At 72.4% G+C, this 17,707-nt stretch carries 11 protein-coding genes; 2 read left to right on the top strand and 9 right to left on the bottom strand.

Translation table 11 applies throughout. From position 1 onward, the window contains the following. Nucleotides 1-21: 21 nt before the first annotated feature. The 5 genes from ACF09C_RS32690 to ACF09C_RS32670 form a co-directional block, all read right to left on the bottom strand. On the bottom strand, nt 22-1,656 hold the full coding sequence (locus ACF09C_RS32690; RefSeq protein WP_392096742.1) for a succinic semialdehyde dehydrogenase: 1,635 nt from the start codon (nt 1,654-1,656) through the stop codon (nt 22-24). 162 nt (nt 1,657-1,818) lie between these two features. Beyond that, nucleotides 1,819-3,444 (bottom strand): serine/threonine-protein kinase, encoded by a 1,626-nt coding sequence (locus tag ACF09C_RS32685; protein ID WP_392096741.1) that lies wholly within the window; start codon nt 3,442-3,444, stop codon nt 1,819-1,821. Between the two features lie 125 nt (nt 3,445-3,569). Continuing rightward, nucleotides 3,570-6,434: a serine/threonine protein kinase gene (locus tag ACF09C_RS32680; RefSeq protein WP_392096739.1), complete on the bottom strand. Its 2,865-nt coding sequence runs from the start codon at nt 6,432-6,434 to the stop codon at nt 3,570-3,572. 173 nt (nt 6,435-6,607) lie between these two features. Beyond that, nucleotides 6,608-8,818 carry a serine/threonine-protein kinase gene (locus ACF09C_RS32675; RefSeq protein ID WP_392096737.1) on the bottom strand — a complete coding sequence of 737 codons (2,211 nt, stop codon included), beginning with the start codon at nt 8,816-8,818 and terminating at the stop codon, nt 6,608-6,610. A gap of 278 nt (nt 8,819-9,096) precedes the next feature. Further along, nucleotides 9,097-10,803, bottom strand: coding sequence for a glycerol-3-phosphate dehydrogenase/oxidase (locus tag ACF09C_RS32670; RefSeq protein ID WP_392096735.1), 1,707 nt, complete (start codon nt 10,801-10,803; stop codon nt 9,097-9,099). Between the two features lie 226 nt (nt 10,804-11,029). Here ACF09C_RS32670 and ACF09C_RS32665 point away from each other — a divergent pair, with 226 nt between their 5' ends. After that, entirely contained in the window at nt 11,030-12,271 is a 1,242-nt protein-coding gene (locus ACF09C_RS32665; protein ID WP_392096734.1) for a nucleotide sugar dehydrogenase, read from the top strand. A gap of 88 nt (nt 12,272-12,359) precedes the next feature. Here ACF09C_RS32665 and ACF09C_RS32660 read toward each other — a convergent pair whose 3' ends face one another. The 4 genes from ACF09C_RS32660 to ACF09C_RS32645 form a co-directional block, all read right to left on the bottom strand. Then, nucleotides 12,360-13,484 carry a GuaB3 family IMP dehydrogenase-related protein gene (locus ACF09C_RS32660; protein ID WP_362362002.1) on the bottom strand — a complete coding sequence of 375 codons (1,125 nt, stop codon included), beginning with the start codon at nt 13,482-13,484 and terminating at the stop codon, nt 12,360-12,362. Between the two features lie 105 nt (nt 13,485-13,589). Beyond that, nucleotides 13,590-15,092 (bottom strand): IMP dehydrogenase, encoded by a 1,503-nt coding sequence (guaB, locus tag ACF09C_RS32655; RefSeq protein WP_392096732.1) that lies wholly within the window; start codon nt 15,090-15,092, stop codon nt 13,590-13,592. Between the two features lie 140 nt (nt 15,093-15,232). Next, nucleotides 15,233-15,808 (bottom strand): sigma-70 family RNA polymerase sigma factor, encoded by a 576-nt coding sequence (locus ACF09C_RS32650; protein WP_362013722.1) that lies wholly within the window; start codon nt 15,806-15,808, stop codon nt 15,233-15,235. Between the two features lie 288 nt (nt 15,809-16,096). Next, nucleotides 16,097-16,708 carry a response regulator transcription factor gene (locus ACF09C_RS32645; RefSeq protein ID WP_003948568.1) on the bottom strand — a complete coding sequence of 204 codons (612 nt, stop codon included), beginning with the start codon at nt 16,706-16,708 and terminating at the stop codon, nt 16,097-16,099. A gap of 451 nt (nt 16,709-17,159) precedes the next feature. Between ACF09C_RS32645 and ACF09C_RS32640 the strand changes: the two genes are divergently transcribed. Continuing rightward, nucleotides 17,160-17,525 carry a WhiB family transcriptional regulator gene (locus ACF09C_RS32640; RefSeq protein WP_362425159.1) on the top strand — a complete coding sequence of 122 codons (366 nt, stop codon included), beginning with the start codon at nt 17,160-17,162 and terminating at the stop codon, nt 17,523-17,525. The last annotated feature ends 182 nt before the right edge of the window (nt 17,526-17,707 follow it).

Here is a 17,707-nt window from a genome sequence, read left to right as displayed (position 1 = left end):
TGCGGAATCGGGCGGTGTGCGTCAGCGCAGGCGCAGGGCCTTCATCGCCTTCAGGGACAGGCTCATGAACGCGGCGTACTTCTCGTCGTCCATCCCGAAGGACGGCGCGATCGGCATCAGCCGCTGCTGGGCCACGGTCTGGGCCTCGGTGAACTTGAGGATGCCCTCCGAGCCGTGACGGCGGCCGAGCCCGGAGTCCTTCATGCCGCCCATCGGCGCCTGGACGCTGCCGTAGGCCGGCGCGTAGCCCTCGTTGATGTTGACGGTGCCGGTGCGCAGCCGCGCGGCGACGGCGTGGCCGCGCCGGGAGTCCTTGGTCCAGACGGAGGAGTTCAGGCCGTACGGGGTGCCGTTGGCCAGCTCGACGACCTCGTCCTCGTCCTTGAAGCGGTAGATGGAGACGACCGGTCCGAAGGTCTCCTCGGTGCAGACGGCCATCGGGGCCTCGACGCCGTCGAGGATGGTCGGCTCGTAGAACAGCGGGCCGATGTCGGGGCGGGCGACGCCGCCCGCGACGAGCTTGGCGCCCTTGGCGACGGCCTCCTCGACGTGCCGGGTGACGGTCTCCAGCTGCCGCTCGCCGACGAGGGAGCCCATGTCGGCGCCGTAGGAGAGCGAGTTTCCGAGGCGCATCGCCTTCGTGCGGGCGGCGAAGCGGGCGACGAAGTCGTCGGCGACCGACTCGTGGACGTACAGCCGCTCGATGGAGATGCAGAGCTGGCCGGCCGAGGAGAAGCAGGCGCGGACGGCGCCGGCGGCGGCCTTCTCGATGTCGGCGTCCTTGAGGACCAGCATGGCGTTCTTGCCGCCGAGTTCGAGGGTCACGCCGACCAGCCGGGCGGCGGCGCCCTGGGCGACCTGGCGGCCGGTACGGGTGGAGCCGGTGAAGGAGACGTAGTCGGCGTGGTTGACGACCTCGGGGCCGACGACCGGACCCTCGCCGATGACGACCTGGAAGACCTCGGCGGGCAGCCCGGCCTCGATGAGCAGGTCACGCGCCCACAGCGCGGTGAGCGCGGTCTCGGTGTCGGGCTTCATGACGACCGCGTTGCCGGCGACGAAGGCGGGCAGCGCGTCGCCGACCGACAGCTCCAGCGGGTAGTTCCAGGGCGCGATCTGGCCGACGACACCGCGCGGCTGGCGCAGCTCGGTGACCTTGGTGAGGGTCGGTACGACGCCGGTGTGGTGCTTGGGGCGCAGGTAGGAGGGGGCCTTGCGGCCGTAGTGGCGGGCGGCGACGGCGACCGAGAGGACTTCCTCGTGGGCGTGCAGCCGGGCCTTGCCGGTCTCCAGCTGGATGAGGTCGAGGACCTCGGCCTGGCGCTCGAGGATCAGGTCGTGGAAGCGGAGCAGCACGGCGGCGCGAGCCTTGACGGGGGTCGCGGCCCAGGCGCCCTGGGCGGCGCGGGCGCGGGCGAAGGCCTCGGCGACGTCCTCGGGGGTGGACTCGGGCAGGTCGGCCAGCTTCTCCCCGGTGAAGGGGGTGTGGTTCGCGGTGCGGCCGGAACCGGCGACACCGCGGGTCAGCTGGGCGACCACCTCCGGGGTGACCACGTCGGCGGCGGTACGGGCGCCGGCCGGCGAGGGCGCGAGGGGGTTCGTGCCGGGGGTGGTGGTGGCCGTGACCGTGGTGGCGCGTGCCTGCGAGTCCGTCATGAGGGCGAGAGTAGGCCGCATTCCGGCCTTTGGGTACCCGTCGGTAACGCGTTTTCACCGGGTGCGCACAATCGCGCCAGCGATCACTGGCATATAAGCCCTGATCAGGGGCTTACGGTCGGCCGGGAGTGCGATTCCGTCCGCTCCACGAGTTCCTCGGTCCTACTGTTCGCCCGGCGCCCGCCAGTGCTGCAGGACGACGTCGAACTGCTCCCTCGTGGTCTCCCAGCTCGACTCCGGTGACGCCATGTACACGGCGTACTCCGTGCCGTCGTCCCCGAAGTACAGCTGGTCGATGGCGTGCCTCGGGCCCGGGAACTCCTGCTTCTCGTACCAGGTGAACTCCCACCGGGCGGAGCGGACCTGGTCCCGGTAGGTGTTCTGGTTCAGCCGGAGCCGCTTGTACTGGAGCCGCTTCTTCAGCGTCTTCTCCAGGTCGAGGACGTGCATGTACGGGTTCTCGAAGTCGGGCGTGCGGTCGATGCTGATCCGGATCCGGTGCCGGCCGTTGTCGGGCGTGTAGTCGACGCTGTCGCCCTCCGTCTGCCGCTTCCAGCCCTTGGGCACCACCAGGCTGAAGCCCTTCTGGTCCACGACGCGGTGCCAGCCCGCGGGCACGCCCGCCTCGCCCTCCGGCGTCACCGCGGGCTGCGTGGCCCGGTCGCCCTGCGTGTCCCGCCCGCCTTCGCCGCCCCCGGAGTAGTTCATGGCCGCGAAGACGGCTCCACCGGCGAGCAGGCCGGCGAGGACGGCCGCCAGGACCGCCGTACGCCACCGGCCACGGCCCTTGGGCTCGTGACCGGCGGTCCTGGGCACCAGGGTGGGCGGGGACGGCGGGGTGGCCGCGGACGCGGGGGCGCTCTCCGCCGGGAGCGGGGTGGTCACGGAGCTCAGCTCCACGTGCCCGACCCGCTGCGTCGGGACGTACGCCTGGGCCGCGTCCGGGGTACGGCCCTCCATGGCGTCCAGGAGCATCCGCTCGGCCTCGTCGGCGCCCGGCCGGTCCGCCGGGTCCTTGCGGAGCAGGGCGACGATGACGGAGGCCAGCGCGCCCGACTTCGCCGGGTGCGGGGGCTCCTCGGTCACGACCGCCTGCATGGTGCTGATCGGCGAGGTCCGCCGGAACGGCGAGGTGCCCTCCACCGCCGTGTACAGCGTCGCGCCCAGCGACCAGAGGTCGGAGGCCGGGCCGGGATCGCCGCCCCGTACCCGCTCCGGCGCCAGATAGTCGATGGAGCCGACGAGTTCGCCGGTCCGGGTGATCGTCGAGTCGCCCTCGATCGCCGCGATGCCGAAGTCGGTGAGCAGGACCCGCCCGTCGCGGGCCAGCAGCACGTTGCCGGGCTTGACGTCACGGTGCAGCACCCCGGCGGCGTGCGCGGCCCGCAGGGCGCCCAGCACGTGCAGCCCGATACGGGCCGCCTCGCGCGGCTCGATCGTGCCGGCCTCCTTCGCGGCGTCCGCGAGCGAGGGCCCGTCGACGTACTGCATGACGATCCACGGCCGGTCGTCGTGCTCCAGGACGTCGTGCACGGTGACCACGCCCGGGTGGGTGATCCGCGCCGCGGCGCGGGCCTCCTTCTGCGTCCGGGCGTGCAGCACCAGGCGGTCGGCCTCGGCGACGAACCGACCCGCCGTCAACTCCTTGACCGCCACCACCCGGTGCAGGACCTCGTCGTGCGCCCGCCAGACCTTGCCCATGCCGCCGCGACCGATGGTCTCGCCGAGTCTGTACCGTCCGGCCAGCAGTAGGCCCGCGCCCGTGTCCGTGCCCTGAGAATGTTCCACTGTCCCCCGCCTGTTCCTTCGGATGCCAGGTTACGGAGGGGGAGACCGGGGACGGAACCTCGGGGCTGACAAAGGAACAGCACTGTGACCGGCGAGGAGCGGCGGAGCGCCCCGCGGCGAGCCGTTCAGCGGGTCGCCCGGTAGGCCTTCACCGCCTGGTCGTAGATCTCGGACACCTTGTCGCGCTCGCTCTCCGGGCCGATGACCTGCACGACGTGGTAGCGGCCGCCCTCGATCAGGGCCAGATTGCGGACGAAGACCTCACGCCCCGTGCTGTCCTGCCAGGTGAACTGGCCCACCGCCATGACCTGCTGCCCGACCTCGATCCGGCGCAGCCCGGAGGCGCTCGACCAGGAGGAGTCCCGCCACGGCTGGAGCTCGCGCTCCTTGGTGCGCTGGTACGCCATCGGGTCCGAGCCGTTGGCCTGCACGGTGTCCCGGCCGGGGACGACCAGGAGGACGAAATCGCCCCCTGTGTAACGGATTTGCCCGGCGTCGTTGATCGGACTGCGCCGCCAGCCCTCGGCGACTCCGACCTCGAAGCCCTCCGGGTCCTTGCGCAGGGTGTACCCGGGGGCGAGGGCGGCGGCGCTCGGGTTCGCGGTGGCGGCCGGCGGGGTCGTCCTCGGCGTGCTCGGCTTGGCGCCGGGGGTGGACGCGGGCGGGGAACCGGGCTTCGGACCGGCGGTCCCGCCCGGCGCGGACGTCGGTCCGCCGGTCGGCGTGACGGACTGCCCGGCAGGCCGCCGGCCCTCCGCGCCGTCCTTGGGCAGGAACAGCACGGCGTACGCCATGACGCCGACGAGCAGCAGCAGGATCACCAGGAGGAGCGTCAGGCCGAGGGAGCGCGGGGAACGGGCACCGGCGCCCCCGCCGCCACGCGGCGCCCGGGGCGGGCGCGGGGCGCGCGGGGCACGCTGCGGAAGCTCCTCGTGGAAACGCTCCTCGTGGAGATGGTCCCGCGCGCCCCCGTGCGGGAATTCCGACCCGAACTCCGGCTGGAACCCCCTCTGGTGCTCCTTCTGGCGCTCCCTCTGCTGCTCGCTCCGGTACTCCTGTCGCGGCTCCTCGCGGGCGCCGGTCTCCTGCCGGCCCCTGCCCTTGCGGTGGCGATGGCGACCGCCCGCCGCTCCCCCGCGCCGTCTGCGCACCAGCTCGCCGCGGCGCCGTACGATCGGCAGCTTCGTCTCGTCCACCGACGGCAGCGGCACGACACCCACGCCCGCGTCCGGCTCGGGCGCGGAGCGGACGAGGGAACGGAGCCAGCCGCTCAGCTCCTCGAAGTCGGGGCGCTCGGTGGGGTCCTGGCGCAACAGCGACTCGACGACGGGCCGCAGCGGGCCGCACTCCTCGGCGAAGGCGGGGGGCTCGGCGCAGACGAGCTGGACCAGCTCGGCGGCGCTGTCCTCGGGATACGGGGCGTGGCCCTGGACGGCACGGTAGAGGAGCGCGCCGAGCGCCCAGAGGTCGGTGGCGGGGCCGATGGGCGGGGCGAGGCGCCAGTTCTCGTGGACCGGCCCTGCCTGTTCGGGCGCCCAGCGCTCGGTGACCGCGCCGACGACGGCGATCCGCGCCTGGCGGGCCCGCTCGGCGGCGAGCCGGGTGGCGGGACCCCGGTAGACGGCGAGCGACGCCTCGCCGGGCCCGGCCCCTCCGTCCCAGCCGCCGGAGGCCGGTACGGGGACGGGGACGGGCTCGGGGTCCGGAAGCTGCGCGGGGGTGTAACCGGCCGGCAGGGCGGGCAGCGCGGGGCCGCCACCGCCCGCGGGGACGGGAGCGGAGGAGTCGCGCGAGGCGTGCGGGCCGTCGCTCCAGGTGCCGGCGAGCATGGCGCGCGTGGGGCCGCCGCCTTCGTCGCCGTAGCCCTTGCCGTACGGCGCCGGGTACTCGTCCTCGTCGACGTCGTCCTCGTCCTCGTCGTCCCCGGTCTGGGACCACCAGTGCGGCTCGGGACCGAGGCCCTGGGCGGGCACCGGGGCGGGCGCGGGCGGCATCACGGGGTGCGGGGCCGCGGATTCGCCGGCGGCTTCGGGATCGGGATCGGCGGTCGGGCGCTGTACGGGGACGACCCCGGTCTCGCCGATGTGCGCGGCGGCGCGGGCGCCCGCCCGGTAGGCCGCGATGGCGCCCGCGCGGGCGGCCCGGACGTCGGCGACAGGCGGCGCGACGGCCGGCGGAGCGGCGGCTGCGGGCGGGGCCGGGAGTTCGGGCCGCGGGGCGGGCGCGTCAGCAGCGCCGTGCTCCGGCCCCGCCGCGGCCTCGGGCGCGACGGGCCACGCGCCGCCCCCGTCGCCGTCACCCCCCTCGCCGCCGAACTCGCCGCCGTGTTCCCCGTCGTAGCCCCCGCCGTAGTCCCCGCCGTACTCCCCGTCGCCCGCGCGCTCGTCCTCGTCGGCGAAGGGCACCGGCGCGTAGCCGCAGAGGGCCTCCTCCGCCGCGCCCGCCGCGAGGCCGGTGAGCACCACGCGCCCGTCGTCGCAGACGAGGACGGTCCGGGGCGTGATGTTCCGGTGGGTCCAGCCGTGGGCGTGCAGCGCGCGCAGGGCGGTGAGGACGTCGGAGCCGATCTCGGCCGCGCGGTAGGGGGTCAGCGGCCCTTCCGCGAGGAGCGCGGCGAGCGGTCTCGCGGCGACCAGTTCGCTCACTATCCACAGCGAACCGGCCTCCGCGAACACGTCGAAGACCTGGTCGAGCCTCGGGTGGTCCGGGATCTGCGCGGCGGCTTGGGCGGCCTCGACGGCGCGGCGCACGGCCGGGTCGGCGGGACGCCGGGTCGCCCGGCCGGAACTCGCCCCGTACGGGGCGTATCCCCGGCCGTCCTCGTCGACCACTTCCGCGTCGATCACCTCGGGCAACGGCACCTGGTGGACCAGGACTTCCTGCCCGCTGTAGGTGTCGAAGGCGCGGGTCTCGACGAGTTCGTACGCGTCCTGAGGCGGTACGGGCAGGCGATAGCGGTCGGCGAGCACCCGTCCCGCGTAGTCCTCCACGACGCCTCCCCACCGAGCGCGCTGTCCCCCGGGTCGCACGGATCCCGCTCAGCTCATGATCCGCGCGGGCCGCGCGGATTGCGCGAACCCGTCAAAACCGGTCCGGGACCGCACAGTTGTCGATGCTTTTCGGCTGCGTACGGTCCACGGCCTCTCACGATACGTGGCGCCGGTCAGTCCTTGGGGCTGAACGTGGCGAACGCCGTGTCCCGCAGGGTCTTGCACGCGGGGCCGTCCCACTCGTCCGCCTTGCAGCTGACCATGATCGAGTAGCCGTGGGTGGCGTCGACCTTGAAGCCACGGTTCAGTATCCGGACGCGCATACCCTTCTCGGTGCGCTCGAACTCCCAGTCGGCGACCGTCGGGTAGCCCTTGTACGCGACGGGCTTGATGCCGATGTGCCGGTAGTCGTTGCTGCTGGCGGCCACGGCGGCCATGGCCGCGCTCCACGCGGCGGCCGCGTCGTCCTTCGGGCTGTCGTTGTAGTCGACCTGGACCCGCGGGTATCCGCCGCCGGCGTTGAAGATCCCGCCCGAGTTCCGGCCCGCTATGGCGTTGAGCTTGAACGTGGCCGGCATCGCCATCGAGAAGTGGAACCGGGCGTTCGTCACCATCGTGTAGCCGGCGGGCAGCTGCGCCCCCGGCGTGCCCGCGCCGGGATCGCCGGACGGCGTACCGCTCTGCCCGCCGGAGCCCGAGCCGGAGCCGGAGTCCGAGCCGGAGCCCGGGTCCGCCGACTCCTCGCCACCCTGCTGACCGGGGTCGCTCGGGGTCTGGCCCTTGCCCTGGGTGGCGGTCTCGCCGTTGCCGGCGGTGGCGCCCGCGGAGGCCGTCTTGTCGGTGCCCTTGCCGCCGCCCTTGTTGTCCTTCTCGTCGCCGCCGCCGAGGGCGACGGCGAGGATCGTGCCGAGCAGGGCGAGGACCACGATCCCCGCGATGATGACGAGCGTGCGGCGCGGCACGACGTCGGTGAGCGAGGCCCGCGGCTGCGCCGGCCTGTGCCCGCCCTGGATCGGCTCCGGCTTGGGCCGCGGCTCGGAGCGCGCCGTCGCGGCCGCGTTCCGTACGGACTTCAGCGCGCCGCGCATCCGCTCGGCGCCGGCGTCCAGGGCCGACTCGCGCGCGCCCGTCTTCGGCTGCTTCGGAGGCTCCGGGGGAACCGGCGGCAGCGGGACGACCCTGGTGGCCTCGGCCGACGGCTCCGGCTCCACGACCGGCACGGGAGCGTCGAGCACGGCGCGGAGCAGCACGCGCGCGCCGGCGTCGTCGAGCCGCTGGTCGGGGTCCTTGGCGAGGAGGCCGTAGATGACCTTCTCGAGCAGCGGCCCGGCGTTCTTCGGCGGGTCGACGGGCTCGGTCATCACGGCGGTCAGCGTCGCGATCGCGGAGCCCTTGTCGTACGGCGGGCTGCCCTCGACGCTCGCGTACAGGAGTCCGCCGAGCGACCACATGTCGGCGGCGGGACCGGGCTTGTGGCCGCGGGCCCGCTCGGGCGAGATGTACGAGGGCGCGCCGACGAGCATGCCGGTGGAGGTGATCGACGGGTCGCCCTCGACCTGCGCGATGCCGAAGTCGGTGAGGACGACCCGGCCGTCCTCGGCGATGAGCACGTTGGACGGCTTCACGTCGCGGTGCAGGATGCCCTGGCGGTGCGCGGAACGGAGCACGTCGAGGATGGCGAGGCCGACCTCGGCGGCGCGGTGCGGGGTGAGCGTGCCGTCCTCGCGGACGGCGTCGGCGAGGGACTTGCCCTCGATCAGCTCCATGACGATCCAGGGCCGGTCGTCCTCGTCGACGACGTCGTAGACGGTCACGGCGCCGTTGTTACGGATCCGGGCGATGGCCTTCGCCTCGCGCAGGGTCCGGGTGATGAGGCGTCGCTTCTCCTCGTCGTCGATGCTGGTGGGGAAACGGAGCTCCTTGACGGCCACGGTCCGGCCGAGTGTCTCGTCGACCGCGCGCCACACCGTGCCCATGCCGCCGCGCCCGAGCACCCCGTCGAGCCGGTACCGCCCGGAGAGCAGCCGCCCTTCGGCCGCCACTCCACCGCTCGCCGACGCCCCGGACTTCCGGAACGACGTCGTCGCCGTGTCGGCCGGCCGGGCGTCCGTCTTCTTCGCGGCTTCGGGCGACTTCTCCGGCTCGGGCGACTTCTCCGGCTCGGGCGACTTCTCCGCCGCGCCGAGCGGCGAGGCCTCGGCCGCCTCGCCGGCCGTCTCCGCGCCCACGCCCGTGTCCACGTCCGGCTCCGCGCCGGACTTCACGTCCTGCTCCGCCTCACGTGCCGCGGGGACCACGCCCCGGTCGCCGTCGGTTCCGGCACCCGCGCCGGCGTCCCGCCGAGGGTCCCGCGCCGTGTCCCGCGACTGCTCCGCCTCCGACATGCGTCCCCTCTGCGATCCCTGATCTTCGCCCGCGTCCGCCGCTTGTCGCGCGATGCGGTAACCCGCCCTGGAAGAGAGCCCATTGTCTCTCACCCCGGGACCGTTCCCGCTCCCGGGTCCGCACTCCGAGAGGACGGCCTCGCAGGAAAGCGCTCCCACTCCGACACCCGACGCCGGCGCACCCCCTTCGGGTTCCGCACCCGTACGGACAGGATGCCGCACGCCGCCGTCAACGTCCCCTCCCGGACGCGGAGTTCGTACCGACCGGCCGGAACGGCTCAGAGCGGCACGATGTCCGGGGCACCGAGCCGGGCCGCGTCCGCCGTCAGGTCGTCCGGCTGCCGCTGCGACTCGCGCTCCGCCTCCACCCGCTTCTCGTAGTGCTCCACCTCCTTCTCGATCTGCAGCTCGTCCCAGCCGAGCACGAGGGCCATCAGTTCGGCGCACTCCCGCGCGCTGCGCGTGCCGCGGTCGAAGGTCTCGATCGAGATCCGGGTGCGCCGGGTCAGGACGTCGTCCAGGTGCCGGGCGCCCTCGTGCGAGGCGGCGTAGACGATCTCGGCCCGCAGATAGTCCTCGGCGCCCGCCAGCGGCTCGGCGAGGCCGGGGTCGGCGGCGATGAGCTCCAGGATCTCCTCCGTCAGCGAACCGAACCTGTTGAGCAGATGATCGACGCGCACGACGTGGAGCCCGGTCCTTGCCGCGATCCTGGCCCTCGCGTTCCACAGCGCCTTGTAGCCCTCGGCGCCCAGGAGCGGGATGTCCTCCGTGACGCAGGCGGCGACCCGCTGGTCGAGCGCGTGCACGGCCTCGTCCACGGCGTCCTTGGCCATCACCCGGTAGGTCGTGTATTTCCCTCCGGCCACGACGACCAGGCCGGGGACCGGGTGCGCGACGGTGTGTTCGCGCGAGAGCTTGCTCGTGGCGTCCGACTCGCCGGCCAGCAGAGGCCGCAGCCCGGCGTAGACGCCCTGGACGTCGTCCCGGGTGAGCGGCACCGCGAGCACGCTGTTCACATGCTCCAGGAGATAGTCGATGTCGGCGCTGGAGGCGGCCGGGTGGGCCTTGTCCAGGTCCCAGTCGGTGTCGGTGGTGCCCACGATCCAGTGCCGTCCCCACGGGATCACGAACAGCACGGACTTCTCGGTCCGCAGGATCAGTCCGCTGTTGGAGTGAATGCGGTCCTTGGGCACGACCAGATGGATGCCCTTCGACGCCCGTACATGGAACTGCCCGCGCTCCCCGATGAGCGCCTGGGTGTCGTCGGTCCACACCCCGGTCGCGTTCACGAGCTGCTTGGCCCGGATCGCGTACTCGCCGCCCGCCTCGACGTCCTGGACCCGGGCGCCCACCACCCGCTCGCCCTCACGCAGGAAGCCGATGACCCGGGCGCGGCTGGCGACCTTCGCTCCGTAGCTCGCGGCCGTACGGACCAAGGTCGTGACGAAGCGGGCGTCGTCCATCTGGGCGTCGTAGTACTGCAACGCGCCGACCAGGGCGTCCTTCTTCAGACAGGGGGCCACCCGCAGGGCGTTGCGGCGGGAGAGGTGGCGGTGCACCGGCAGGCCGCGGCCGTGGCCCGAGGAAAGGGACATCGCGTCGTACAGCGCGACGCCCGAGCCCGCGTAGAGCCGCTCCCAGCCCTTGTGCTGGAGGGGATAGAGGAAGGGGACGGGCTTGACCAGGTGGGGTGCGAGCCGCTCCAGGAGCAGCCCGCGCTCCTTCAACGCCTCGCGCACCAGCGCGAAGTCGAGCATCTCCAGATAGCGCAGGCCGCCGTGGATCAGCTTGCTCGACCGGCTCGACGTGCCGGACGCCCAGTCGCGGGCCTCGACGAGACCGGTCGAGAGTCCTCTCGTGACCGCGTCGAGGGCCGTCCCCGCGCCGACCACCCCGGCGCCGACGACCAGCACGTCCAGTTCCCGCTCGGCCATGGCGGCGAGCGCCTCGGCGCGCTCGGCCGGTCCCAGTGTCGCTGTCCTCACCGCTGCCTCCCGTCGTCCCCCGCCTGATCGGGCCCACAGACTCGATTCTGGCCCCGGCCTCCGACTTCAGCCACCGCCTGTGGATAACACTCGGCGACCTTTGGCCTCGCAATGCGGCATATCGGTCATATTTACGCCTAGTCTGACATTGCGCTCGCCTCGTTCTGTCCACCGGGCTTGCGCGTCTCGTCCCCTCCGGCTACAGGGAAGGACGGCCCACCACCCCATGCCCGCTGACCTCGCCGTCATCGGCCTCGGCCACCTCGGACTCCCCCTCGCCCAGGCAGCGACCGCCGCCGGCATCGACACCATCGGCTACGACACCGACCCCCGGCCCGTCGCCGAACTCGCCGCGGGACGCCCGCCCGTCGACGGCTCGCTCACCGCCTCGGAGATCCGCCGGATGCTCTCGGGGGGTTTCCGGCCCACCACCCAACCGGCCGAACTCGGCCGGGTCCGCACCGCCGTCATCTGCGCCCCGACCCCGCTCGCCCCGGACCGCACCCTCGACCTGACCGCCGTCCTCGACGCCGCCCACGCCCTCGCCGCCCGGCTACGCCCGCACACGACGGTCCTGCTCGAATCGCCCGTGCACCCCGGCACCACCGAAGGTGTGCTGCGGGACGTCCTGGAGGAGGGCTCCGGGCTGCGCGCCGGCCGCGACTTCCACCTCGCGTACTCCCCCGGCCGCCTCGACCCCGGGAACCGCGCGCACGGCTTCGCGGGCACCCCCAAGGTCATCGGCGGGCTCACCCCCGCCTGCACGGAGTCCGCCGCCGCCTTCTACGGCCGGCTCACCGACAAGGTGGTACGCGCGCGTGGCCCGCGCGAGGCCGAGACGGTCAAGCTCCTGGAGACCAACTTCCGGCACGTCAACATCGCCCTGGTCAACGAGATGTCGGTGCTCTGCCACGAACTCGGTGTCGACCTCTGGGACGTCATCCGCTGTGCCGAGACCAAGCCCTTCGGCTTCCAGGCCTTCCGCCCAGGACCCGGCGTCGGCGGCCACGGCGTCCCCGTCGACAGCGTCGGCCCCCACCGCCCCCTCCGCATGGTCGAGCTGGCGAGCCAGGTCAACGACCGCATGCCGAGCTACGTCGTCCAGCGCTGCGCGACCCTCCTCAACGAGCACGGCAAGTCGGCCAGGGGCGCCCGGGTCCTTCTGCTCGGCATCACGTACAAACCCGATCTCGCCGACCGCGAGAGCTCCCCGGCCGACGAGATCGCCCGCCGGCTGATGGACCTCGGCGCCGTGGTCAGCTACCACGACCCGCACATCCCGGACTGGCGCGTCCGCGACCTCCCGGTCCCCCGCGCGGACTCGCTCTACGAGGCCGCAGCCCACGCCGACCTGACGGTGCTTCTGCAGCACCACCGCACGTACGACCTCCAGGGCCTGGCGGTCAAGGCCCAGCTCCTCCTCGACACCCGAGGCGCCACCCCGGCGGGCGCGGCCCACCGCCTCTGACTCTGACCTCGCACAAGGGAGGGGCCCCGCACCACCCGGTGCGGGGCCCCTCTCCGTACGTACGAGAAGCGCGACGTACGAGAACGCGTCAGCGCTTGTGCTGCGAGTCCGCGACCGTCACCTCGACGCGCTGGAACTCCTTGAGCTCGCTGTAGCCCGTCGTGGCCATCGCGCGGCGCAGGGCGCCGAAGAAGTTCATCGAGCCGTCCGGGATGTGCGACGGACCGGTGAGGATCTCCTCGGTGGTGCCGACGATGCCCAGGTCGACCAGCTTGCCGCGCGGCACGTCCTCGTGGACGGCCTCCATGCCCCAGTGGTGGCCCTTGCCCGGCGCGTCGGTCGCGCGGGCCAGCGGGGAGCCCATCATGACCGAGTCGGCGCCGCAGGCGATCGCCTTCGGCAGGTCGCCCGACCAGCCCACACCGCCGTCGGCGATGACGTGCACGTACCGGCCGCCGGACTCGTCCATGTAGTCCCGGCGGGCCGCGGCCACGTCGGCGACCGCGGTCGCCATCGGGACCTGGATGCCGAGCACGTTGCGCGTGGTGTGCGCCGCGCCGCCGCCGAAGCCGACCAGGACACCCGCCGCGCCGGTGCGCATCAGGTGCAGGGCCGCGGTGTACGTGGCGCAGCCGCCGACGATGACCGGGACGTCCAGCTCGTAGATGAACTGCTTGAGGTTCAGCGGCTCGGCCGCGCCGGAGACGTGCTCGGCGGAGACCGTGGTGCCGCGGATGACGAAGATGTCCACGCCGGCGTCGACGACGGCCTTGGAGAACTGCGCGGTGCGCTGCGGGGAGAGCGCGGCGGCGGTGACCACGCCCGAGTCGCGCACCTCCTTGATGCGCTGACCGATCAGCTCCTCCTTGATCGGAGCGGCGTAGATCTCCTGCAGCCGGCGGGTCGCGGTGGCCTCGTCCATCTCGGCGATCTCGTCGAGCAGCGGCTGCGGGTCCTCGTAGCGGGTCCACAGGCCCTCGAGGTTCAGCACGCCGAGGCCGCCGAGCTCGCCGATCCGGATGGCGGTCTGCGGCGACACGACCGAGTCCATGGGGGCGGCCAGGAAGGGGAGCTCGAAGCGGTAGGCGTCGATCTGCCAGGCGATCGAGACCTCCTTCGGGTCCCGGGTGCGCCGGCTCGGTACGACGGCGATGTCGTCGAACGCGTACGCCCTGCGGCCGCGCTTGCCGCGCCCGATCTCGATCTCAGTCACGATGTGTGGCCTTTCCCTCTACGTCTGCGCCTACCAGTATCCCCGACACACGCGCGTGGGGCGGTTCCGGCCACATGCCGGAACCGCCCCACGCGTCGCGCAGTGTTACTTCCTGCTGTAGTTCGGTGCCTCGACCGTCATCTGGATGTCGTGCGGGTGGCTCTCCTTGAGGCCCGCCGAGGTGATCCGGACGAACCGGCCCTTGGACTCCATCTCGTCGATGGTGGCGGCACCCACATAGCCCATCGTCTGGCGCAGACCGCCGACGAGCTGGTGCAGCACGTTGGCGAGCGGGCCGCGGTAGGGCACCTGGCCCTCGATGCCCTCGGGCACGAGCTTGTCGTCGGAGGCGACCTCGGCCTGGAAGTAGCGGTCCTTCGAGTACGACCGGCCCTGGCCGCGGGACTGCATGGCGCCGAGCGAGCCCATGCCGCGGTACGACTTGAACTGCTTGCCGTTGATGAACTGGAGCTCGCCGGGCGACTCCTCGCAGCCCGCGAGCAGGCTGCCGAGCATCACCGTGCTGGCACCGGCGGCGAGCGCCTTGCCGATGTCGCCGGAGTACTGCAGGCCGCCGTCGCCGATGACCGGGACGCCGGCCGCGCGGGCCGCGAGCGCGGCCTCGTAGATGGCGGTGACCTGCGGGACGCCGATACCGGCGACCACGCGCGTGGTGCAGATGGAGCCGGGCCCGACGCCGACCTTGACGCCGTCGACACCGGCGTCGATCAGCGCCTGGGCGCCGTCACGGGTCGCCACGTTGCCACCGATGACGTCGACCTTCACGGTCGACTTGATCTTCGCCATCCAGCTCAGGGCGTTGCTGTTGTGACCGTGGGAGGTGTCCACGACCAGGAAGTCCACACCGGCGGCGGCCAGCGCCTGGGCGCGCTCCAGAGCCTCCGGGCTCGCGCCGACCGCGGCACCGACGATCAGGCGGCCCTCGGAGTCCTTGGCCGCGTTCGGGTACTGCTCGGCCTTCACGAAGTCCTTGACCGTGATGAGGCCCTTGAGCACACCGGCGTCGTCGACGAGCGGCAGCTTCTCGATCTTGTGGCGGCGCAGCAGCTCCATGGCGTCCACACCGCTGATGCCGACCTTGCCGGTGACGAGCGGCATCGGCGTCATGACCTCGCGGACCTGACGGCCGCGGTCGGACTCGAACGCCATGTCACGGTTGGTGACGATGCCGAGCAACTTGCCCGAGCCGTCCGTGACCGGGACACCGCTGATCCGGAACTTGGCGCAGAGCGCGTCCGCCTCGGCGAGCGTGGCGTCCGGGTTGACGGTGATCGGGTCGGTCACCATGCCGGACTCGGAGCGCTTCACGAGGTCGACCTGGTTGACCTGGTCCTCGATGGACAGGTTGCGGTGCAGCACGCCGACGCCGCCCTGCCGCGCCATGGCGATGGCCATGCGGGACTCGGTGACCTTGTCCATCGCGGCGGAGAGCAGGGGGATGTTCACCCGTACGTTGCGCGAGATGCGGGACGAGGTGTCGACCGCGTTCGGCAGCACTTCCGACGCGCCGGGCAGCAGCAGCACATCGTCGTAGGTCAGCCCGAGTGTCGCGAATTTCTCGGGCACTCCGTCGACGTTGGCAGTCATGACACCTTCCCCAGATGGCCTTGATCGGTGCGGATGTCCATGCTAACGGGCCTCGACGGTGTCTCATTCCACGATCAAGATCAGAGAGCAGCTTTGGACGTTCGTACGTGTACGTGAGGGCCACCGGCCCTCGCCGACCCTTACTGCTCGGCCAGCGCCCGGAGCCGGCTGAGCGCGCGGTGCTGCGCGACCCGTACCGCCCCCGGGGACATGCCGAGCATCTGCCCCGTCTCCTCGGCCGTGAGACCCACCGCCACCCGCAGCACCAGCAGCTCCCGCTGGTTCTCCGGGAGGTTGGCGAGGAGCTTCTTGGCCCATTCGGCATCGTCGCTGAGCAGCGCACGTTCCTCCGGGCCCAGGGAGTCGTCGGGCCGCTCGGGCATCTCGTCGGACGGGACGGCCGTCGAGCCCGGGTGCCGCATCGCGGCGCGCTGGAGGTCGGCGACCTTGTGTCCGGCGATGGCGAAGACGAAGGCCTCGAAGGGCCTGCCCGTGTCCTTGTAGCGCGGCAGCGCCATCAGGACGGCGACGCAGACCTCCTGCGCCAGGTCCTCGACGAAGTGGCGAGCATCACCGGGCAGCCGGTTCAGCCGCGTACGGCAATAGCGCAGGGCGAGCGGGTGCACGCGCGCCAGAAGGTCGTGCGTGGCCTGTGCGTCGCCCTCGACGGCACGGTGAACGAGTGCACCGATCACCGTGGTCTCGTCGTCGCGCATCACTCCATGGTGCCTTGACGCCTCAGAATCCGTGGCACCGCGTCCATAGTTGTGCACCGAAGCGTTATGAGCAGGTGCGCCGGAACTCATCTCCTGCGCCCTCCCCTTCCGCTCGATCGACTCGTCCCCGAGGAACTCCACACCCTCAAGGATGCGGCATCCCGCGCGGAAGTGACACAAGCCCGCTCATCCGAGACCTCTCCCGCCGCCTTCGCGGAGCCCCGGACTGCCGCCCCGCCCGCACACGGCGGACGGGGACGCGGCCGACCGTCCTGGTCACGAGAGGTCCTAGCGGACCAGGCCCCAGCGGAAACCGAGGGCGACGGCGTGCGCCCGGTCCGAGGCGCCGAGCTTCTTGAACAGCCGCCGCGCGTGCGTCTTGACCGTGTCCTCGGAGAGGAAGAGCTCGCGCCCGATCTCCGCGTTGGACCGGCCGTGGCTCATGCCTTCGAGCACCTGGATCTCCCGAGCGGTGAGCGTCGGCGCCGCACCCATCTCGGCCGACCGCAGCCGGCGCGGGGCGAGCCGCCAGGTCGGGTCGGCGAGCGCCTGCGTGACGGTGGCCCGCAGCTCGGCGCGCGAGGCGTCCTTGTGCAGGTACCCGCGGGCACCGGCGGCGACCGCGAGGGCGACACCGTCCAGGTCCTCGGCGACGGTCAGCATGATGATGCGGGCGCCGGGGTCGGCGGAGAGCAGCCGGCGCACGGTCTCGACGCCGCCCAGACCGGGCATGCGTACGTCCATCAGAATCAGGTCCGAGCGGTCCGCGCCCCAGCGGCGGAGGACTTCCTCGCCGTTGGCCGCGGTGGTCACGCGCTCCACACCGGGCACGGTCGCGACCGCGCGGCGAAGAGCCTCTCGGGCAAGCGGGGAGTCGTCGCAGACGAGGACGGATGTCATGGCCGCCCTCCGCAGCTGTTGCGCGTCACCTAGAGCCTCCAGGGCTGGTACGTATCGTCACCTGTGCGGTTGACGCCCTCGGACACCTGCCCGAGCGCTTGTTCCTTCAACCGCCTCCGCACTCTCAACGACGGTCACTCGAAAGAGTTACGGGTCGGACGGCCGCCTTCGGCACTCTACGTGAGGGAGCGAACGCGGAGGAGAGCGTCGCAGGTCATCCGTCCTTCAGTGGAAGCTATGCCCCATTTAGCGGGATTTCTTCCCTTTTTGAGGTGTCTGTGGCTAGATTCGCAATGAGTCATATTTACATCTACTTAGACAGTAGTTGTACGGTCGGATCGAACCCGCCGGAGCGGGTACGCGAGACCCATGGGGGGTGAAGGGCCCCCGGTTCATCAGCCATCCACCCGCCCACCTATCCGTTCGACACGGTTTCAAGGGGACAAGCGCAATGGCAGATTTCTCCCGCCTTCCCGGACCCAACGCCGATCTGTGGGACTGGCAGCTGCTCGCGGCCTGCCGCGGAGTCGACAGTTCCCTGTTCTTCCACCCCGAGGGAGAGCGCGGCGCGGCACGGAGTGCGCGTGAGAACTCGGCGAAAGAGGTCTGCATGCGGTGCCCGGTACGCGCGGAGTGCGCGGCACACGCACTCGCCGTACGCGAGCCCTACGGCGTATGGGGCGGCCTCACCGAGGACGAACGCGAAGAGCTCATGGGACGAGCCCGCAACCGCCTGATCACGGCTTCGGCCACGACCTCGTCGCCACGGCCGGCGACGGCGTCGGCAGCGGGTCCGGCAGGTCTGGGGCGAGCCTGAGCCCACGGACACGACGGATTGAAGGAACGTTTCTGCACGGGCGGTGACGGCCGGGAACGGTGCCGCGCCGCACGCGGCCCGGGGGCGCGCGGCGCGGCACGCGCCGGGCCGGCCCCACCGCCGGGCCCCGGCCGCGGGCGGGCAGGGGGGGGGCGGCGGGGGCGCGCGGGGGGGGGGGGGCG

Source organism: Streptomyces sp. NPDC014870 (genome assembly GCF_043081505.1).
Taxonomy (GTDB): domain Bacteria; phylum Actinomycetota; class Actinomycetes; order Streptomycetales; family Streptomycetaceae; genus Streptomyces.
The sequence above is the reverse complement of the archived record's forward strand: the minus strand, read 5'-3'. Positions and strand labels throughout refer to the sequence as shown.

Bases quoted from the DNA above. Each gene is read 5' to 3' on its own strand.
- ACF09C_RS32690 (WP_392096742.1), bottom strand. From the start codon at position 1,656: ATGACGGACTCGCAGGCACGCGCCACCACGGTCACGGCCACCACCACC.
- ACF09C_RS32675 (WP_392096737.1), bottom strand. From the start codon at position 8,818: ATGTCGGAGGCGGAGCAGTCGCGGGACACGGCGCGGGACCCTCGGCGG.
- ACF09C_RS32665 (WP_392096734.1), top strand. From the start codon at position 11,030: ATGCCCGCTGACCTCGCCGTCATCGGCCTCGGCCACCTCGGACTCCCC.
- guaB (WP_392096732.1), bottom strand. From the start codon at position 15,092: ATGACTGCCAACGTCGACGGAGTGCCCGAGAAATTCGCGACACTCGGG.
- ACF09C_RS32650 (WP_362013722.1), bottom strand. From the start codon at position 15,808: ATGCGCGACGACGAGACCACGGTGATCGGTGCACTCGTTCACCGTGCC.
- ACF09C_RS32645 (WP_003948568.1), bottom strand. From the start codon at position 16,708: ATGACATCCGTCCTCGTCTGCGACGACTCCCCGCTTGCCCGAGAGGCT.
- ACF09C_RS32640 (WP_362425159.1), top strand. From the start codon at position 17,160: ATGGCAGATTTCTCCCGCCTTCCCGGACCCAACGCCGATCTGTGGGAC.